Genomic DNA, 19,380 nt, shown 5'->3' on the forward strand with positions numbered 1-19,380 from the left:
CGATTACAGCGTGCGCTGCACTTCGATACGCTCGAAGCACTCGATCTGGTCGCCAGGCTTGACGTCGTTGTACGCCTTCACGCCGATGCCGCACTCGGTGCCGTTACGCACTTCGTCGACGTTCTCCTTGAAGCGGCGCAGAGATTCCAGCTCGCCCTCGAAGACCACGGCGTTATCGCGCAGCACACGGATCGGCTTGGAGCGCTTGACCACGCCCTCGACCACCATGCAGCCGGCGACCGCGCCGAACTTGGAGCTGCGAAACACGTCGCGCACTTCGGCGATGCCGATGATCTCTTCGCGGATCTCGACGCCGAGGATGCCCGAAGCCACCTGCTTCACCTGGTCGATCACGTCGTAGATGATCGAGAAGTAACGCAGGTCGACGCCGTTGCCCTCGATGATGCGGCGCGCGGAGGCGTCGGCACGGACGTTGAAGCCGATCACGGTGGCCTTGGCGGTGGCCGCGGCGTTGGCGTCGGACTCGGTGATGCCGCCCACGCCGGAGCTGATCACGTTGATGCGGATCTGATCGTTGGACAGCGCCATCAGCGACTGGCGCAGCGCCTCGACCGAACCCTGCACGTCGGCCTTGATGACCAGGTTGAGGCTCAGCTGGCCCTCGCCCTTGCCCATCTGGGCCATGATGTCTTCCATGCGGTTGCCGGCGGCGGCGACCAGGCGCGATTCGCGGCGCTTGGTGTCGCGCTGCTGGGCGACGTCCTTGGCCAGGCGCTCGTCCTCGACCACCACGAAATCGTCGCCGGCGTCGGGCACGCCCGACAAGCCCAGCACCTGCACCGGAATCGACGGACCGGCGAACTCGACCTGCTTGCCGTTCTCGTCGAACAGCGCGCGCACGCGGCCGTACTGCACGCCGCAGACCAGGTAGTCGCCCTTCTTGAGCTGACCCTGTTGGACCAGCACGGTGGCGACCGGGCCACGGCCCTTGTCGAGCGAGGATTCGATGACCGTACCGGTGGCGCGACCGACCGGCACCGCGAGCAGTTCCAGCACTTCGGCCTGCAGCGAGATCGCGTCGAGCAGATCGTCGACGCCGTCGCCGGTCTTGGCCGACAGCTCGACCATCTGGGTGTCGCCGCCGAACTCTTCGGCGACCACCTGCTCGGTCAGCAGTTCGTTCTTGACCCGCAGCGGATCCGCGCCGGACTTGTCGATCTTGTTGATCGCCACAATCAGCGGCACGCCGGCCGCCCGCGCATGCTGCACGGCTTCCTTGGTCTGCGGCATGACGCCGTCGTCGGCGGCCACCACCAACACCACGATGTCGGTCAGCTTGGCGCCGCGCGCGCGCATCGAGGTGAAGGCCGAGTGGCCGGGCGTGTCGAGGAAGCTGATCACGCCGCGAGCGGTTTCGACGTGGTACGCGCCGATGTGCTGGGTGATGCCGCCGGCTTCGCCCGAGGCGACCTTGGTGCGGCGGATGTAGTCCAGCAGCGAGGTCTTGCCATGGTCGACGTGACCCATGATCGTGACCACCGGCGGACGCGCGACGCGGTCGCCCTGCACTTCCTCGGCGTGCGCGATCAGCGCGTCCTCGGCGGCATTGACGTTGGTGCGGACGACGGTGTGGCCGAGTTCTTCGGTCACCAGTGCGGCGGTGTCGTAATCGATGCCCTGATTGATGGTCGCCATGACGCCCATCTTGAACAGCGCCTTGACCACGTCGCCGCCCTTGAGGGCGAGCTTCTGGGCCAGGTCGGCGACCGTGATGGTCTCGCCGATCGCGACTTCGCGCACGATCGGCGCGGTCGGACGGGAGAAGCCGTGGGCGCCGCCGCCGGAGCGGCTCTGCTCGGCCTGACGACGCGGCTTGGACTTGCCACGCGTGCTGCTGGTGCGGCGGGCGCGGTCGGAGGCGCTCAGGTGCAGCTGACCGGCGAAGCGGTTGGCGGCATCGTCGTCCTCGACGCCGGCGACCATCGCGTGCGAGCCGCGGGTCTTGTGGCGCGGGTTGTTGCGGTCGTCCACGCGGGCCGGTTCCGGACGCGCGGGCGCCGGCTTCGGATGACCGTGGCCGTGGGTGGTCGGCGGCTTGCGCACCGGCGCTTCGTCGTCCTCGGCCGGCACGACCGCGCTGACGTCGGCCAGCTTGGCCTTCTGCTCTTCCTCGGCCTTGGCGCGCGCAGCCTCTTCGGCTTCGCGGCGGGCGGCATCGGCGGCTTCGGCGCGACGCTTGTCGACCTCGGCCAGCTTCTGCTGCTCGGCGAGGTTGCGCTGCTTGGACTCTTCGAGCTTGCGCAGGATCTCGGCGCGCTCGTCGGTCGGGTCGCCCTGGGCCTCGTTCGGCTTGACCAGGGTGACCTTCTTGCGCACGACCACGTCGACGGTGGTGCGGTTCTTGCCGCCACCGACGGTGAGTTCCTGCTTGCGGCTGCGGTTGAGCGTGATCTTCTTCGCCGCTTCGCTCTCTTCGGCGGGCTTGTCGACCTTGCCGTGCGAGCGCTTCAGGAAGCCGAGCAGCTTTACTTTCTCGATGCTGGTCACGACCTGGTCGGGGCCGCTGAAGCTCATGCCGGCCTCGGCCAGCTGCTCCAGCAACTTCTCGACCGGCGTGTTCACCAGTTCGGCCAGCTTGCGGATGGTGGTTTGCTGCGACATTCGGTGTCCGTTTCCTTCGTGGCGCGGGACGCATCCCGCGCGTGATGGCGCCATTCTAGCCCCGCCCAGCGCCCAACACCTCGGCGCCGCGCAGACCCGGATGGCCTGCCCGCGGACCGGGCCCATGCCCGGTCCAGCGAAGCCGGATCAGGGCGCTAGCCGCGATCCGGGGTGCCGGAAGACGCCCGCCAGGGACCTCTTCCGACCTGAAGCTAAATCCTCACTCGAACCAGTGCTTGCGCGCTTCCATGATCAGGGCCGCAGCGCGGGCTTCGTCCATACCTTCGATATCGGTCAGTTCGTCGGTCGCCAGGTCCGCCAGATCGTCGCGCGTGACCACGCCGCGGCCGGCCAGGACATAGGCGAGCTCGTCGTCCATGCCTTCCAGCGACAGCAGATCCTCGGCCGGCTGGTGCTCGTCGAGCTCTTCCTCGGCGGCCAGGGCCTCGTTCAGCAGGGCGTCGCGGGCGCGGGCGCGCAGTTCCTCGACGATGTCCTCGTCGAAGCCTTCGACCGCCAGCAGCTCGCCGACCGGCACGTAGGCGATTTCCTCGACCGTGCTGAAGCCTTCCGAGACCAGGATGCCGGCGATTTCCTCGTCGACCTCCAGCTTGTCCTGGAACAGCTGGCGGGCCGAATTCTGCTCGGCCTCCGACTTGGCGGTGACCTGGTCCTGGGTCATGACGTTGAGCTGCCAGCCCGACAGGCGGCTGGCCAGACGCACGTTCTGGCCGCCCTTGCCGATCGCCTGGGCGAGACGGTCCTCGGCCACGGCCAGGTCCATCGAATGCTTTTCCTCGTCGACGATGATCGACTGCACTTCCGCCGGCGCCATCGCGTTGATGACGAACTGGGCCGGGTTGTCCGACCACAGCACGATGTCGACGCGCTCGCCGTTGAGCTCGTTGGACACCGCCTGCACGCGCGAACCGCGCATGCCGATGCAGGCGCCGATCGGATCGGTGCGGTTATCGTGCGCGAGCACGGCGATCTTGGCGCGGTCGCCCGGATCGCGCGCGCAGGCCTTGATCGAGACCAGGCCCTGGCCGACTTCCGGCACTTCCAGCTTGAACAGCTCCATCATGAATTCCGGAGCGGCGCGGCTGATGAACAGCTGCGGGCCGCGCGGCTCGGTGCGCACGTCGAACAGGTAGCCGCGCACGCGGTCGCCGGCGCGCAGCACGTCGCGCGGGATGCCCTTGTCCTTCGGAATGATCGCCTCGGCGTTGCCGCCTAGGTCGACATAGATGTTGCCGCGCTCAACGCGCTTGACGATGCCGGTGACCAGCTCGCCAACGCGATCCTTCCACGCGTCCACGACCTGGGCGCGCTCGGCCTCGCGCACGCGCTGCACGATGACCTGCTTGGCGGCCTGGGCGGCGATGCGGCCGAAGTCCGGGTTCTCGATCTGCTCTTCGATGTAGTCGCCGACCTCGACGCCCTCGACCTCGTCGACCGCATCCATCAGGCGCACCTGGCGGTCGGGCGACTCCATCACCACGTCGTCGGCCACGACCTCCATGCGGCGGAACGTTTCGTAGCTGCCGTCCTTCTGATCGATGGAGACGCGCACCAGCACGTCCTCGTCGTGATAGCGCTTCTTGGCGGCGGACGCCAGCGCAGCCTCGATGGCTTCGAAGATGACCTCGCGCGGCACGCCCTTTTCGTTGGCGACTGCGTCAACTACCAGCAACAGTTCCTTGCTCATCTCGTCACTCCGCACGGGTCGGCTCGCGGGCCGCCGGCTCTAGGGTTGGTTAATGCTCGTTGGATAGCGGTCGTTACGAAGCTTTGGGCTTCGTCGGTTTGTTCTTGCCGTCTTTCGGCTTGGGCTTGCCCGGCTTGGTCGGCGCCAGGCCCAGCGCGGCCCAGTCCGGCACCAGCCGCGCCTTGTCGATATTCGAGAACGGCACGCTGAAACGCACGCCATCGATCGCGAACACCACCTGCGCGCCCTCCACGCCGACGATCTCGCCCTGCAGCCTGCGCCGGCCTTCGTGCGGCAGCTTCAGGCCGACCTTGGCGGTCTGACCGGCGAAGCGCGCGTAATGGTCCAGCGCGAACAGCGGGCGGTCGATGCCCGGCGACGACACTTCGAGGGTGTAGTTGCCGCTGATCGGGTCTTCGACATCGAGCTGCGCCGACACTTCGCGGCTGACCGCTTCGCAGTCTTCGATGGTGACCAGACGCGGCTCGCCGTCGGCGCCGCTGGCGTCGTCGGCGGGCACGTCGATGTACAGGCGCAGCACCGCGCTGCCGGGCGACGGCAGGTATTCGGCGCCGAGCAGCTCCACGCCCAGCGAACGAATCGTCGGGGCGAGCATCGCGGCGATTTGGACTGCTTTATCCGACACGCGCATGACTCCTGCGGCTTCGGTCGATCGACGGCGCTTGCGGGATCGACCGCTGGTTGAACGTTGTTTGCGAAATCCGAACGCGAAAAACAACAAGGGGCCCGGTGGGCCCCTTGTCCGTACAACTGGATTTCGGTGTGTTGGCGCGAGCAGAGCGCCATCACAAAGCCCGACCTGGTTCGAAAAGAAAGCCCCGGTGAAGAGGCTTCTTGCGACCGCCGTTGAACCGGCGGCTTCGAACCGAAGCTGGTAGCGGGGGCAGGATTTGAACCTGCGACCTTCGGGTTATGAGCCCGACGAGCTGCCAGACTGCTCCACCCCGCATCAGGCCGACCATCATAACGGCCGGCTAACCTTCCTGCAAGCCCGCATTCACTTTTATTTTCAACATCCAGTGATTGGGGTTTGCCGCGACACACAACATATAGGCATTCGGCCGGGTTTCAAGCGCCGAACACGAATTAATTTTTCAGCCCGCGAAAGCCTTCTGACACCAGGCCATGATCGGGTTCCAGGCCAGGCCCAACGCCAACAGCGCCAGCGCATTGACGCCGAAGACCACGTTCAAGGGACGGTCCTCGCGCAGCGGCGGCAGCTCGCCGTCGGGCTCGTCGAAGTACATCGCCTTGATCACGCGCAGGTAGTAGAAAGCGCCGACCACCGCGAACACGATGCCGACGATCGCCAGCCACATCATCCCGCCCTGCAGCGCGGCGCGCAGCACCGCCAGCTTGGCCCAGAAGCCCAGGAACGGCGGCAGGCCGGCCAGCGAGGCCATCACGCACAGGACCAGACCGGCCATCCACGGGCTGCGCGCGTTGAGACCCTTGTAGTCGTCGATCCGGTCGGCTTCGAAGCCGCGGCTGGACAGCACCACGATCGCGCCGAAGGCCGCGGCCGACATCAGCGAGTAGCTGATCGCGTAGAACATCGCCGCCGCCATGCCCTGCTCGCCGCCACCGGCGATGCCCAGGAACAGGAAGCCCACGTGCGACACCGTCGAATAAGCCAGCAGGCGCTTGAGGTTGGTCTGGACCAGCGCGCTTAGGTTGCCGATCGCCAGCGACATCACCGCCAGCCAGGCCAGGGCCAGGCGCCAGTGGTCGTCGAGCGGGCCGGCGCCCACCTCGAGCAGACGGTAGGTCATGCCGAACGCGGCCAGCTTGGGCGCGGAGCCGATGAACAGCGTGATCGGGGTCGGGGCGCCCTGGTAGACGTCCGGCAGCCACATATGGAACGGCGCGGCGCCGAACTTGAAGGCGATGCCGGCGACCACGAACACCACGCCGGTGATCAGCATCAGCGACGACGGGTTGCCGTAGGCGCTGGCGCCGATCTGGCCCAGGTCCAGCGAGCCAGTGGCGCCGTAGATCAGCGACAGGCCGTACAGCAGCAGGCCCGAGGCCAGCGCGCCCAGCACGAAGTACTTGATCGCCGCTTCCGAGGCCAACGGGCTGTCGCGGTCGATCGCGACCAGCGCGTACGAGCACAGCGCCAGCATTTCCAGGCCCAGGTAGACCATCACCAGGCTGCCGGCCGAGACCAGCAGCATCATGCCGGCGGTGGCGAACAGCATCAGCACCGCGACCTCGCCCTTGTAGAGCTCGCGCTCGCGCAGGTAGGACCAGGTGTAGAGCATCGACAGCACGCTGACCACGCCGATCGCGAGCTTGAGCACGTCGGCGGTGGTGTCGCGCACGAACATGCCACTGAGCACCGTGCCCTGCCCGCCCACGCCGAAGGCCACCAGCGCGGTCGCGACGATCAACACCGCGATCGCGAAGGCGTGGCTGACGATGCGATGCCGCTCGGACACGAACAGGTCGATCATCAGCAGCGCGAACGCGCCGACGATCACCACCAGCTCGGGCAGCAAGGGCATCAGGTCGGCGAGTCCTCGTACAGGCATGTTCATGTGTTACGGCCCCATCTGCAGCTTGGAGGTGGCGATCTGCGTCGCCAGGTTGGCGATCGCCGGTTCCATCAGGTCGGTGAGCGGCTTGGGCCAGATGCCCAGCAGCAGCACGCCAGCGGCGAACACGCCCAGCACCAGGGCCTCGCGCGGGTTGATGTCTTCGAGCTCGGCGACGTGGGCGTTGCCGACCTCGCCCCAGATCGTGCGCTTGACCAGCCACAGGGTGTAGGCGGCGCCGATGATGAGGGTGGTGGCGGCGGCGAAGCCGATCAGCGGGTGCTTCTGGAACGCGGCCAGGATCACCATGAACTCGCCGACGAAACCGGAGGTGCCCGGCAGGCCGGAATTGGCCATCGCGAACAGCACCACGAACGCCGCGAACCAGGGCATCACGTTGGCGACGCCACCGTAGTCCTTGATCATGCGGCTGTGCATGCGGTCGTAAAGCACGCCGACGCAGGTGAACATCGCGCCCGACACGAAGCCGTGGCTGATCATCTGCACCATCGCGCCCTGCAGACCCAGGCGGGCGGCGTCGACGTTGCCGTAGTCGCGCACCAGGGCGAAGGAGATGAAGGTGCCCAGGGTGACGAAGCCCATGTGCGAAACCGACGAGTACGCGATCAGCTTCTTCATGTCCTCCTGGACCAGAGCGACCAGGCCGACGTAGATCACCGCGATCAGACTCAGCGCGATCACCAGCCAGGCCCACTCCTGCCCCGCGTCCGGCACCACCGGCAGGGTGAAGCGCAGGAAGCCGTAGCCGCCGATCTTCAGCATGATCGCGGCCAGGATCACCGAACCGGCGGTCGGCGCCTCGACGTGCGCGTCCGGCAACCAGGTGTGGACCGGGAACATCGGCACCTTCACCGCGAACGCGATCAGGAACCCGAAGAACAACCACATCTGCTCGGTCGCGGTCAGCGACAGCGGGTACCAGTCGGCCAGCTGCCAGCTACCGCTCTTGAGGTACAGGTAGATCAGCCCGATCAGCATGAACACCGAGCCGAGGAACGTGTACAGGAAGAACTTCACCGCGGCGTAGACGCGGCGCGGGCCGCCCCAGACGCCGATGATGATGAACATCGGGATCAGCATGCCCTCGAAGAACACGTAGAACAGCATCGCGTCCATGGCCGAGAACACGCCCACCATCAGGCCTTCCAGGACCAGGAAGGCCGCGTAGTACTGGCTCACGCGCTTGTCGACCGAGCCCCAGGCGCTGATCAGCACCAGCACGGTGACCAGGGTGGTCAGGCCGATCAGGGCCACCGAGATGCCGTCCGCGCCGAGGTGGTAGCGGATGTCGTAGGCCGGGATCCAGGCCCGGTCCTCGATGAACTGCATGCCGGCGTTGGTCGGATCGAAGCCGGTGAACAACAGCACGCTCAGAACCAGAGTCACCAGGCCGATGGCCAGCGCGAACCAGCGCGCGGAACCGGCGCGCTGGTTGCCGAAGGCCAAGGTGGCCAGGCCGCCGAGGATGGGCAGCCAGATGATCGCGGAGAGCAAAGAGGTGCTCAGCAAGGGGGGCGTGCTCAGTGAAATCACGCTCAGCAAGGGCTCGGGGCTCACGTCTCGGTCCTTGTCCTGTTAGCGCCAGTAACGAATCAGCACGGCCAGCAGTGCAATCAGGCCGAGGATCATCGCGAAGGCATAGTGATAGAGATAACCGGATTGCGCGCGGCGCACGATCCCGGCGACGAAGTCGACCACGCGCGCGCTGCCCTCGACGATGCCGCCGTCGATGACGCGGCTGTCGACCTCGCGCGAGGCCTTGCCCAGGCGCACACCGCCGCCGGCGAAGCCTTCGATCCAGAGCTTGTCGAAGTAGAACTTGTCTTCGAGCACGCGCACCGGCCAGGCGAACAGCTTGCGGGCCTTGGCGGGCAGATCGGTCCAGATCAGGTACATCGCAGTCGCGAGCGCGAAACCGGTAAACGCGAACCAGAACGCAGGGGCGAAGAAGCCATGCCATGCGAATCCCGCAGGGCCATGCTCCCAGGCCTCCTTACCCACCAGCGCCACGGTGTCGCGCATGGGCTCCAGGTCGATCGCGCCCAGGAAGTACGGCAACTGCGGCACATGCCCCGTCCAGTCGGTACCGAACAGCATCGGACCGGCGGTGAAGTAGCCGATCAGCACCGACGGAATCGCCAGCAGGATCAGCGGCAGGGTCACCACCCACGGCGACTCGTGCGGCTCGTGCGCGCCGTGGTGACCGTGGTCGTCGTGCGCATGCTCGTCATGGGCGTGCGCATCGTGGTGCGCGTCGTGACCGTGGTCGGCGTGGGCGTCGCGGAAACGCTCCTTGCCGTGGAAGGTCATGTAGAGCAGACGGAAGCTGTAGAACGCGGTCACGAAGGCGCCCGCCAGCACCGCGTAGTAAGCGTACTGAGACACCCAGGTCGCATGCGCGCCGTTGGCGGCGTGGTGCGCGGCCTCGATGATGGTGTCCTTCGAGTAGAAGCCCGAGAAGAACGGCGTGCCGACCAGGGCCAGCGTGCCCAGCAGGCTGGTCCAGTAGGTGATCGGCATGTACTTGCGCAGGCCGCCCATCTTGCGCATGTCCTGCTCGTGGTGCATGCCGATGATCACCGAGCCCGCGGCCAGGAACAGCAGCGCCTTGAAGAAGGCGTGGGTCATCAGGTGGTACACCGCCGACGAGTAGGCCGACACGCCCAGGGCCACGGTCATGTAGCCCAGCTGCGACAGGGTCGAGTACGCGACCACGCGCTTGATGTCGTTCTGGACGATGCCCATCAGGCCGGTCCAGAACGCGGTGGTGGCGCCGATGAACAGCACGAAGTTGAGCGCGGTGTGCGACAGCTCGAACAGCGGCGACATGCGCGCGACCATGAAGATGCCCGCGGTCACCATCGTCGCGGCGTGGATCAGGGCCGAGATCGGGGTCGGGCCTTCCATCGAGTCCGGCAGCCACACGTGCAGCGGCACCTGCGCCGACTTGCCCATGGCGCCGATGAACAGGCAGATGCAGATCGCGGTCGCGGCCGACCAGACCACCGGCGCGGCGGTGACCTGCCAGCTGTGGCCGAACAGGCCAAGGCTGCCGCCCCAGATGCCGATGGTGCGGTTGGCGATCTCGCCGGCCTTGGCGAACACCACGCCGTAGTCCAGCGAACCGGTCGCCCACAGCACGCCGGCGATGCCCAGCAGGAAGCCGAAGTCGCCGACGCGGTTGACCAGGAAGGCCTTGAGGTTGGCGAACACAGCGGTCGGGCGCTTGAACCAGAAGCCGATCAGCAGGTACGACACCAGGCCCACCGCTTCCCAGCCGAAGAACAGCTGCAGGAAGTTGTTGCTCATGACCAGCATGAGCATCGAGAAGGTGAACAGCGAGATGTAGCTGAAGAAGCGCTGGTAACCCGGGTCCTCGGCCATGTAGCCGATGGTGTAGATGTGCACCAGCAGCGAGACGAAGGTGACCACCACCATCATCATCGCGGTCAGCTTGTCGATCATGAAGCCGACGTTGGCCTCGATCCCGCCGACCTGGAACCAGGTGTAGAGGTTTTCGTTGAACGGCAGCGCGGCCTGCGCGACCAGCTGCCACAGCACGTAGCACGACAGCGCGCAGCTGACCGCGACGCCGAGGATGGTGACGGTGTGCGCACCGGCGCGGCCGACCTGGCGCCGGAACAGGCCGGCGACGATCGCGCCCAGCAGCGGCGCGAGCACGATGGCGAGCAGGACGGACTTGGAGAGTACGACGGGTTGCATGCCGGTCAGCCCTTCATCGTGTCGATTTCAGCGACGTTGATCGTGCGCCGGTTGCGGAACAGCGTGACCAGGATCGCCAGGCCGATGGCGGCCTCGGCGGCGGCGACGGTCAGGATGAAGAACACGAACACCTGACCGGCCGGGTCGGCCAGCTGGCGCGAGAACGCGACGAAGTTGATGTTGACGGCGAGCAGCATCAGCTCGATCGACATCAGCAGCACGATCACGTTCTTGCGGTTGAGGAAGATGCCGGCGACGCTGATGCAGAACAGCACCGCGCCCAGCGCGAGATAGTGGCCCAGGGCCAGACCGGCTCCGAAGAATTCGCTCACGGCTTGGCCTCCTCGACGGGCGCTTCGGGTTCGGGCGGCAGCGGCTTGACCGCGTCCATCTTGACCATGCGCAGACGGTCGCTGGCGCGCACGCGCGCCTGCTCCGACGGGTTCTGGTGCTTGGCGCCCGGACGGCGGCGCAGGGTCAGCATCACCGCGGCGATCACCGCCACGGTCAGGATCACCGCGGCGACCTCGAACGGCAGCAGGAAATCGGTGAACAGCGCGCGCGCCAGCCACTTGGTGTTCTCGCCGCCGGACGGGTCGGCGGTTAGCGGCGTGGCGACATTGGCCTTGACCCCGATCAGGGTCAGCATCTCGACCAGCATCACCACCGCCACCAGCAGGCCGACCGGCAGATAGCGCACATAACCTTCGCGCAGGGGCGCGACGTCGATGTCGAGCATCATCACCACGAACAGGAACAGCACCATCACCGCGCCGACGTAGACCAGGATCAGGGCCACGCCGAGGAACTCGGCGCCGGCGATGATCCACACGCAGGCGACCGAGAAGAAGGTCAGCACCAGGCTGAGCGCGGCGTGCACCGGGTTCTTGACGCTGATCACCGCCACCGCGGCTGCGGTGGCCGCGAAGGCGAAGACATAGAAAGCGATCTGGGCGAGATCCATATCAGGCACTCAGCGGAAGGCGGCGTCGGCGGCGCGGCGCTCGGCGATCTCGGGCTCGAGACGGTCGCCGATCGCCAGCAGCTGCTGTTTGGTGACGATGTTCTGTCCGCGCTGGTCGAAGTGGTATTCGTGGATGTGGGTCTCGACGATGGAGTCGACCGGGCAGGACTCCTCGCAGAATCCGCAGAAGATGCACTTGAACAGGTCGATGTCGTAACGCGTGGTGCGGCGGGTGCCGTCCTCGCGCTTGGTCGAGTCGATGGTGATCGCCAGCGCCGGGCACACGGCCTCGCACAGCTTGCAGGCGATGCAGCGCTCTTCCCCGTTGGGGTAGCGGCGCAGCGCGTGCACGCCGCGGAAGCGCGGCGATTGCGGCGTCTTCTCCATCGGGTACATCAGCGTGTACTTGGGCTTGAACAGGTACTTGAGCGTCAGCCCAAGGCCCTGCGCGAGCTCGATCAGGAGCAGGCTCTTGAAGTAGGAAACGATGCGATTCATGTCTTGAGCCTGTCCTTACACGCCCGGCAGGAACACTTTGTAGTACGCCATGACGGCGACCACGCAGATCCAGGCGATCGTGAGCGGAATGAACACCTTCCAGCCCAGACGCATGATTTGGTCGTAGCGGTAGCGCGGGAACGAAGCGCGGAACCAGATGAAGCAGCTGGCGAAGAAGAACACCTTCGCGAACAGCCACCACCAGCCATCGACCGAGAGGAACGGAATGCCCAGGCCCTGGAACGGGCTCAGCCAGCCGCCGAGGAAGAAGATCGAGGTCAGGAAGCTGATCAGGATCATGTTCGCGTATTCGGCCAGGAAGAACAGCGCGAACGCCGAACCCGAATACTCGACCATGTGGCCGGCGACGATTTCCGACTCGCCTTCGACCACGTCGAACGGCGCGCGGTTGGTCTCGGCCACGCCGGAGATGAAATACACCACGAACAGCGGCAGCATCGGCACCACGAACCATTCCAGCGCGCCGGCGTTGCCGGACTGCGCCATCACGATTTCGGTGAGGTTGAGGCTGCCGGCGCCGACCATCACGCCGACCATGGCGAAGCCCATCGCGATCTCGTAGGACACCACCTGGGCCGCGGCGCGCATCGCGCCGAGGAAGGCGTACTTCGAGTTCGAGGCCCAGCCGGCCAGGATGATGCCGTACACGCCCAGCGAGGTCATCGCCAGCAGGTACAGCAGGCCGGCGTTGGCGTTGGACAACACCAGCTGGGTGTCGAACGGCACCACCGCCCAAGCCGCGAATGCGGGCGCCAGGGTCAGCAGCGGCGCGAGCTTGTACAGGAAGGGCTCGGCGCGGGCCGGCTGGATCACTTCCTTGAACAGCAGCTTGAACACGTCGGCGAAGGCCTGAAGGATGCCCATGCCGACGTACATCGGACCGCGGCGCACGTGCATCCAGCCGATCAGCTTGCGTTCCCAGACCACGTAGAACGCGACCGTGATGATCACCGGCATCGCGATCAGCAGGATCTTCAGCACGATCCAGGCCACCGCGCCGGCGTTGCCGAACGACAGGAACCATTCGCGGGTCGGGTCGACCAGTTGGCTAGTGAACATACCGTCCGTCATGGCTTATGCCCTCCCCGCCTGGACGCGACCGGCGCCGAGCGGCGCGGTGGCGCCGTGGCCGCTTTCGATCCAGACCGTGCCGCGCGCAACCTTGTCGCTGGTCGCGACCGGCAGGGTCGCGGTGCCGGCGGCGGCGGTGAACTTGCCGACCGTGCCGTCGGCCAGACCAGCGGCCTGCGCGTCGAGCGGATGCAACACGGCGCGCGGTTCGAGGTTGAGCGGGTGCGACTGCAGCGCGGCCGCGCGGCGCACGGTGGCGTCGCTGCGGTAGATCGCGATGCTGGCCGCTACCTCGAAGCCCTCGCCCGCCGTGTTCGCGGCCTTGCCGGCAGCCGGCTTGACCGAGACAGGTTGGATTCCGGCGCGCAGACCGGCCAGGTCGGTGAAGTCGAAACCGGCCGCGCCGAGCTCGCCGCCCAGTGCGCGCAGCACTCGCCAACCCGCGCGCGCCTCGCCCGGCAGCTTGCCGCCGGCGCTCGCGCTCTGGTCGCGACCGTCGAGGTTGGTCAGGGTGGCGTCGATCTCGGGCAGCAAGCCGATCGGCAGGATCACGTCGGCGACGGCGCGGGTCGAGCGGCAGGCGTAATGGCTGAAGGCCACGACCTGGGCCTGGCCCAAGGCTTTCAACGCGGTGGCGGTGTCGGCGAAATCCAGACCCGGCTCGATGCCGTAGATCAGGTAGGCGCCGCGCGCGTCGGCGAGCATGCCCTGGGCGTCGCGCGCGCTGGGCAGCACGCCGTGGCGGCTCAGGCCCAGCGCATTGGCGCCCTGCGGGATGCGGCACAGCGCGGCGCCGGTGGCGGCGGCGAAATCGGCCGCCGCGGCGCGGATCGCGGCCGCATGCGGGCCGTTCTCGGCCAGCGCGCCGAGCACGATCGCGCAACGGGTGCCGGCCTTGGCGGCCTCGCGCAGGCCGGCATCGGCGAGCGTCGCGGCCAGCTGCGACGGCGCGACGATGTGCTTGCCGGCCAGGTCGAAGGTGAAGTCGAAGTCGACCGGATTGACCGCGTGCACCTTGGCGCCGCGGGTCCAGGCCTTGCGCACGCGCTGGTGCGCGAGCGGCAGTTCGTGGCGCAGGTTGCTGCCCACGATCACGATCACGTCGGCCTGCGAGAGGTCGGCGACCGGCATCGCGAAGGCTTCGGCGACGGCGGCGTCGGACAAGTCGTGTTGAGCGATGCGGTGATCGAGGTTGCCGGTGCCCAAGGCCCCGGCCAGGCGCGCCAGCAGCGCGCCCTCTTCGTTCGAGGTCGCCGGATGGGCGAGCACGCCCAGCGCGTCGGCGCCGTTGTCGCGCAGGATCCTGGCGGCGCGCGAGATCGCGTCTTCCCACGTCGTCTCACGCCATTCGCCGCCGTCCTTGACCATCGGCGCGGTGGCGCGGTCTTCGGCGTACAGCCCCTGGTGCGAGTAACGGTCGCGGTCCGACAGCCAGCACTCGTTGACGGCTTCGTTGTCGCGCGGGACGCTGCGCAGCACGTCGCCGCGGCGCACGTGCAGGAACAGGTTGCTGCCCAGGGCGTCGTGGTAGCCCAGCGACTCGCGCGCGGTCAGCTCCCAGGGACGGGCCTGGAACTGGAACACCTTGTTGGTCAGCGCGCCGACCGGGCAGACGTCGATCACGTTGCCGGACAGCTCGGTGGTCAGCGGCTTGCCGTCGTAGGTGCCGATCTGCAGATTCTCGCCGCGGTACATGCCGCCGAGCTCGTAAGTGCCGGCGACTTCCGCGGTGAAGCGCACGCAGCGCGTGCACTGGATGCAGCGGGTCATCTCGGTGGCGACCAGCGGGCCCATGTCTTCGTCGGGCACCACGCGCTTGCGCTCGGCGAAACGGCTGACCGAGCGGCCGTAGCCCATCGACAGGTCCTGCAACTCGCATTCGCCGCCCTGATCGCAGATCGGGCAGTCCAGCGGGTGATTGACCAGCAGGAACTCCATCACGTTGCGCTGCGACTTCAGCGCCTTCTCGCTGCGCGTGACCACCTTCATGCCGTCCATCACCGGCGTGGCGCAGGCCGGCGCGGGCTTGGGCATCTTCTCGACTTCGACCAGGCACATGCGGCAGTTGGCCGCGATGCTGAGCTTGTCGTGGTAGCAGAAACGCGGAATCGGAATGCCGGCCTTGTCGGCGGCCTGGATGATCATCGAACCCTTGGGCGCGGCCATCTCGACGCCGTCGATGAAGACGGTGACGTGATCCGGCGGCAGGTTCGGATTTACCGACTGGGCGCTCATGCGGCCACCTTCTCGACCGTGCCGGCGGCCTGATCGTCGACGAGGAACCGCTTGTTCACGATCGCGTACTCGAACTCGTTCCAGTAGTGGCGCAGGAAGCCCTGCACCGGCCACGCCGCGGCTTCGCCGAACGCGCAGATGGTGTGGCCTTCGATCTGGCCGGCGGCGGCGCGCAGCATCTGCAGGTCTTCCAGCGTGGCCTGCTTCTCGACGATGCGGGTCAGCATGCGGTACATCCAGCCGGTGCCTTCGCGGCAGGGCGTGCACTGGCCGCAGCTTTCCTTGAAATAGAAACGCGCGATGCGCTGGCAGGCGCGGACCATGCAGGTGGTCTCGTCCATCACGATCACGGCGCCGGAACCCAGGCCGGAACCGGCCTTCTGGATCGCGTCGTAATCCATGGTCAGACCCATCATGGTCTCGCCCGGCAACACCGGCATCGAGGAACCGCCCGGAATCACCGCCTTGAGCTTGCGGCCGTCGCGCATGCCGCCGGCCATCTCCAGCAGCTCGGCGAACGGCGTGCCCAGACGGATTTCGAAGTTGCCCGGGTTGGCGACGTGGCCGGACACCGAGAAGATCTTGGGACCGCCGTTGTTGGGCTTGCCGAGGTTGAGGAACCACTCGGCGCCGTTGCGGATGATCGCCGGCACCGAGGCGTAGGTCTCGGTGTTGTTGATCGTGGTCGGCTTGCCGAACAGGCCGAAATTGGCCGGGAACGGCGGCTTGTAGCGCGGCTGGCCCTTCTTGCCCTCCAGCGACTCCATCAGCGCGGTTTCTTCGCCGCAGATGTAGGCGCCGGCGCCGAGCGCGCCGTAGATGTCGATGTCGATGCCGCTGCCCAGCACGTTCTTGCCCAGCCAGCCGTGCTCGTAGGCTTCCTTCAGCGCCTGCTCGAAATGCTCGAACGGCTCGTGATGGAACTCGCCGCGCAGGTAGTTGTAGGCCACGGTCGAACCGGTGGCGTAGCAGGCGATCGCCATGCCCTCCACCACCGCATGCGGGTTGTAGCGCAGGATGTCGCGGTCCTTGGCGGTGCCCGGCTCGGATTCGTCCGAGTTGCACAGGATGTATTTCTGGGTGCCGCTGCCCTTGGGCATGAAGCTCCACTTCAGACCGGTCGGGAAGCCCGCGCCGCCGCGGCCGCGCAAGCCCGAACCCTTGACCATGTCGACCACCGCGGCCGGATCCATCTTCTCGCTCAGGATCTTGCGCAGCGCCGCGTAGCCGCCGGTCTTGAGGTAGTTCTCGTACGACCAGGGGGTGTCGAAGTGCAGGGTCGTGTAGACGACCTGATGCTCTTGCGGCGCCGGGCCGACCGGACCGTAGCCCTGGGAATAGTCGTGGTGATCGTGATGCGCCATCTGGCCCTGCCTCACTTCAAACCGTCGAGAATCTCGTCCACCTTGGCGGTGTCGAGCTTCTCGCGGTAATGACCGTTGACGACGACCACCGGCGCGCCGCAGCACGCGGCCAGGCACTCTTCCTCGCGCTTGAGGAAGATGCGGCCGTCGGCGGTGGACTCGCCGAGCTTGCAGCCCAGCTTCTTCTCGGCGTGGCGGACCAGGTCCTCGGCGCCGTTGAGCCAGCAGCTGATGTTGGTGCAGAAGGCGACGTTATGGCGGCCGACCTTCTCGGTCTCGAACATCGAATAGAAGCTCGCGACCTCGTAGGCCCACACCGGCGGCAGGCCCAGGTACTTGGCGACCGCGGCGATCAGCTCGTCGGTCAGCCAGCCGCCGTTCTGTTCCTGCGCGGCGTGCAGGCCCTGCAGTACGGCCGAACGCTTGCGATCCGGCGGAAACTTGCTCAGCCAGTGATCGATATGCGCGCGCGTCTTGTCCGACAGCGCCGCCATCGGATCGACATGCTGCGCGGTTTCGAAATTGCCAGTCGCCTTCATTCGCTCTATTCCTCAGTGATCGCCGCGATCAGCGGTCGATCTCGCCGAACACGACGTCGTAGGTGCCGATCATGGCCACCACGTCGGCCAGCATGTGACCCTTCACGATCTCGTCCATCGAAGACAGGTGCGCGAAACCCGGCGCACGCAGCTTGCAGCGGAACGGCTTGTTGGCGCCGTCGGAGACCAGGTAGCAGCCGAACTCGCCCTTGGGCGCCTCGACCGCGGCGTAGGTTTCGCCGGCGGGCACGCAATAGCCTTCGGAGAACAGCTTGAAGTGGTGGATCAGGGCTTCCATGTCGTCCTTCATTTCCTCGCGCTTGGGCGGCGCGACCTTGAAGTTGTCGACGATGACGGGGCCCGGGTTGGCCTTCAGCCACTTCACGCTCTGCTTGATGATGCGGTTGGACTCGCGCATTTCCGCGATCCGGACCAGGTAGCGGTCGTAGCAGTCGCCGTTCACGCCGACCGGAATGTCGAAATCGACCTCCGCGTACTTGGCGTAGGGCTGCTTCTTGCGCAGGTCCCAAGCGATGCCGGAGCCGCGGATCATCGGCCCGGTCATGCCCAAGGCCAGCGCCTGTTCCGGCGAGACCACGCCCACGCCGACGGTGCGCTGCTTCCAGATGCGGTTGTCGGTGAGCAGGGTCTCGTACTCGTCGACGCGCTTGGGGAAGTCGTCGGTGAACGCGTCCAGGTAGTCCAGCAGCGAACCTTCGCGCCATTCGTTGAAGCGCTTGAGGCTGCCGCCCTTCTTCCACGGCGATTCGCGGTACTTGGGCATGCGGTCCGGCAGGTCGCGGTAGACGCCGCCCGGACGGTAGTAGGCCGCGTGCATGCGCGCGCCGCTGACCGCTTCGTAGCAGTCCATCAGCTCTTCGCGCTCGCGGAACGCGTACAGGAACACCGCCATCGCGCCCAGGTCGAGCGCGTTCGAACCTACCCACATCAGGTGGTTCAGGATGCGGGTGATCTCGTCGAACATGGTGCGGATGTACTGCGCGCGCTCGGGCGCCTCGATCCCCAGCAGGGTCTCGATCGCGCGCACGTAAGCGTGCTCGTTGCACATCATCGACACGTAGTCCAGGCGATCCATGTAGCCGATCGACTGGTTGAAGGGCTTGGACTCGGCCAGCTTCTCGGTGCCGCGGTGGAGCAGACCGATATGCGGGTCGGCGCGCTGCACGACTTCGCCGTCCATTTCCAGGATCAGGCGCAGCACGCCGTGCGCGGCCGGATGCTGGGGACCGAAGTTGAGGGTGTAGTTGCGGATCTCGGCGTTGTTCAGGCCCGAGGTCGCGCTGGCCTTGCCCGGCAGTTGAGCGCTCACTTCTTCACCTCCGAGCGCTGCGCGGCTTCGCCGACGGCGGTCTGGTAGCGGGCGTCGTCGCGGATCACGCGCGGCACGCCGACGCGCGGCTCGATCGACACCGGTTCGTAGACCACGCGGCGCTTGTCGGGGTCGTAACGCACTTCGACGTTGCCGATCAGCGGGAAGTCCTTGCGGAACGGATGACCGACGAAACCGTAGTCGGTGAGGATGCGGCGCAGGTCCGGGTGGCCTTCGAAGATGATGCCGAACAGGTCGAAGGCTTCGCGTTCGAACCAGTTCACGCCCGGCCAGATCGAGGTCAGCGAGGCCACGGTCGGCAGATCGTCGTTGTCGGCGAACGCGCGCAGGCGCAGGCGGCGGTTGTGCTGGTACGACAGCAGATGCGCGACCGCGGCATAGCGGCGCGCAGGCAGGGTCGGCACGCCGTTGGGCGACTCGCCCCAGACGAAACGACCGGCGCTCTTGCCTTCCACGCCGCGCGAGAAGCCTTCCGAGGACACGTCGGTGTCCCACTCGTCGCTGCCGTAGCTGAGGTAGTCGACGCCGCTGACGTCGACGCATTGTTCGAAGCCGAACTCGTCGCGCAGCGCGCGCGCGGCGTCCAGCCAATCGGCGGCGCTGGTTTCCAGCGTCACTTCGCCGCGCGGCTGGGCGACCACGACGGCGGCGCCCGGGAAACGGGCGCGCAGGCGATCGGCGAAAGCGTTCACGGTTTCGGTCATG

Annotated in this window: 15 protein-coding genes and 1 tRNA gene; all 16 read right to left on the bottom strand. The window is 66.8% G+C overall.

The window, feature by feature from the left end; all coding sequences use genetic code 11:
- Positions 1–3: 3 nt before the first annotated feature.
- Positions 4–2,622, bottom strand: a complete 2,619-nt coding sequence (gene infB, locus ASE35_RS06670; protein WP_056175389.1) for a translation initiation factor IF-2 — start codon at positions 2,620–2,622, stop codon at positions 4–6.
- Positions 2,623–2,842: 220 nt separating this feature from the next.
- On the bottom strand, positions 2,843–4,330 hold the full coding sequence (gene nusA / locus ASE35_RS06675) for a transcription termination factor NusA (RefSeq protein WP_056175393.1): 1,488 nt from the start codon (positions 4,328–4,330) through the stop codon (positions 2,843–2,845).
- 73 nt (positions 4,331–4,403) lie between these two features.
- The gene (locus ASE35_RS06680; protein ID WP_057159862.1) at positions 4,404–4,976 is read right to left on the bottom strand and encodes a ribosome maturation factor RimP; all 573 of its coding nucleotides are present in this window, start codon (positions 4,974–4,976) and stop codon (positions 4,404–4,406) included.
- A gap of 247 nt (positions 4,977–5,223) precedes the next feature.
- Positions 5,224–5,300 (bottom strand) — tRNA-Met (locus tag ASE35_RS06685).
- A 145-nt stretch (positions 5,301–5,445) separates the two neighbouring features.
- Positions 5,446–6,891, bottom strand: coding sequence for an NADH-quinone oxidoreductase subunit NuoN (gene nuoN, locus ASE35_RS06690; RefSeq protein ID WP_056175397.1), 1,446 nt, complete (start codon positions 6,889–6,891; stop codon positions 5,446–5,448).
- 3 nt (positions 6,892–6,894) lie between these two features.
- On the bottom strand, positions 6,895–8,418 hold the full coding sequence (locus ASE35_RS06695; RefSeq protein ID WP_056175399.1) for an NADH-quinone oxidoreductase subunit M: 1,524 nt from the start codon (positions 8,416–8,418) through the stop codon (positions 6,895–6,897).
- A gap of 66 nt (positions 8,419–8,484) precedes the next feature.
- Entirely contained in the window at positions 8,485–10,632 is a 2,148-nt protein-coding gene (gene nuoL / locus ASE35_RS06700; RefSeq protein ID WP_057163281.1) for an NADH-quinone oxidoreductase subunit L, read from the bottom strand.
- A 5-nt stretch (positions 10,633–10,637) separates the two neighbouring features.
- The gene (nuoK, locus tag ASE35_RS06705; protein ID WP_148649187.1) at positions 10,638–10,934 is read right to left on the bottom strand and encodes an NADH-quinone oxidoreductase subunit NuoK; all 297 of its coding nucleotides are present in this window, start codon (positions 10,932–10,934) and stop codon (positions 10,638–10,640) included.
- A gap of 26 nt (positions 10,935–10,960) precedes the next feature.
- The gene (locus ASE35_RS06710) at positions 10,961–11,596 is read right to left on the bottom strand and encodes an NADH-quinone oxidoreductase subunit J (protein WP_056175407.1); all 636 of its coding nucleotides are present in this window, start codon (positions 11,594–11,596) and stop codon (positions 10,961–10,963) included.
- A 9-nt stretch (positions 11,597–11,605) separates the two neighbouring features.
- Positions 11,606–12,094 carry an NADH-quinone oxidoreductase subunit NuoI gene (nuoI, locus tag ASE35_RS06715; RefSeq protein ID WP_056175410.1) on the bottom strand — a complete coding sequence of 163 codons (489 nt, stop codon included), beginning with the start codon at positions 12,092–12,094 and terminating at the stop codon, positions 11,606–11,608.
- A 15-nt stretch (positions 12,095–12,109) separates the two neighbouring features.
- Positions 12,110–13,186 (bottom strand): NADH-quinone oxidoreductase subunit NuoH, encoded by a 1,077-nt coding sequence (gene nuoH, locus ASE35_RS06720; RefSeq protein WP_056175415.1) that lies wholly within the window; start codon positions 13,184–13,186, stop codon positions 12,110–12,112.
- Positions 13,187–13,189: 3 nt separating this feature from the next.
- Entirely contained in the window at positions 13,190–15,421 is a 2,232-nt protein-coding gene (gene nuoG, locus ASE35_RS06725) for an NADH-quinone oxidoreductase subunit NuoG (RefSeq protein ID WP_057163282.1), read from the bottom strand.
- On the bottom strand, positions 15,418–16,785 hold the full coding sequence (nuoF, locus tag ASE35_RS06730) for an NADH-quinone oxidoreductase subunit NuoF (RefSeq protein ID WP_056175419.1): 1,368 nt from the start codon (positions 16,783–16,785) through the stop codon (positions 15,418–15,420). The genes nuoG and nuoF overlap by 4 nt, the downstream gene beginning before the upstream one ends.
- 11 nt (positions 16,786–16,796) lie before the next feature.
- Positions 16,797–17,324: an NADH-quinone oxidoreductase subunit NuoE gene (gene nuoE, locus ASE35_RS06735; RefSeq protein ID WP_057163283.1), complete on the bottom strand. Its 528-nt coding sequence runs from the start codon at positions 17,322–17,324 to the stop codon at positions 16,797–16,799.
- Positions 17,325–17,352: 28 nt separating this feature from the next.
- The gene (locus tag ASE35_RS06740; RefSeq protein WP_057163284.1) at positions 17,353–18,654 is read right to left on the bottom strand and encodes an NADH-quinone oxidoreductase subunit D; all 1,302 of its coding nucleotides are present in this window, start codon (positions 18,652–18,654) and stop codon (positions 17,353–17,355) included.
- Entirely contained in the window at positions 18,651–19,379 is a 729-nt protein-coding gene (locus tag ASE35_RS06745; protein ID WP_056175428.1) for an NADH-quinone oxidoreductase subunit C, read from the bottom strand. The genes ASE35_RS06740 and ASE35_RS06745 overlap by 4 nt, the downstream gene beginning before the upstream one ends.
- Position 19,380: the final 1 nt, after the last annotated feature.

The organism is Lysobacter sp. Root916 (assembly GCF_001429785.1).
Classification (GTDB): domain Bacteria; phylum Pseudomonadota; class Gammaproteobacteria; order Xanthomonadales; family Xanthomonadaceae; genus Lysobacter.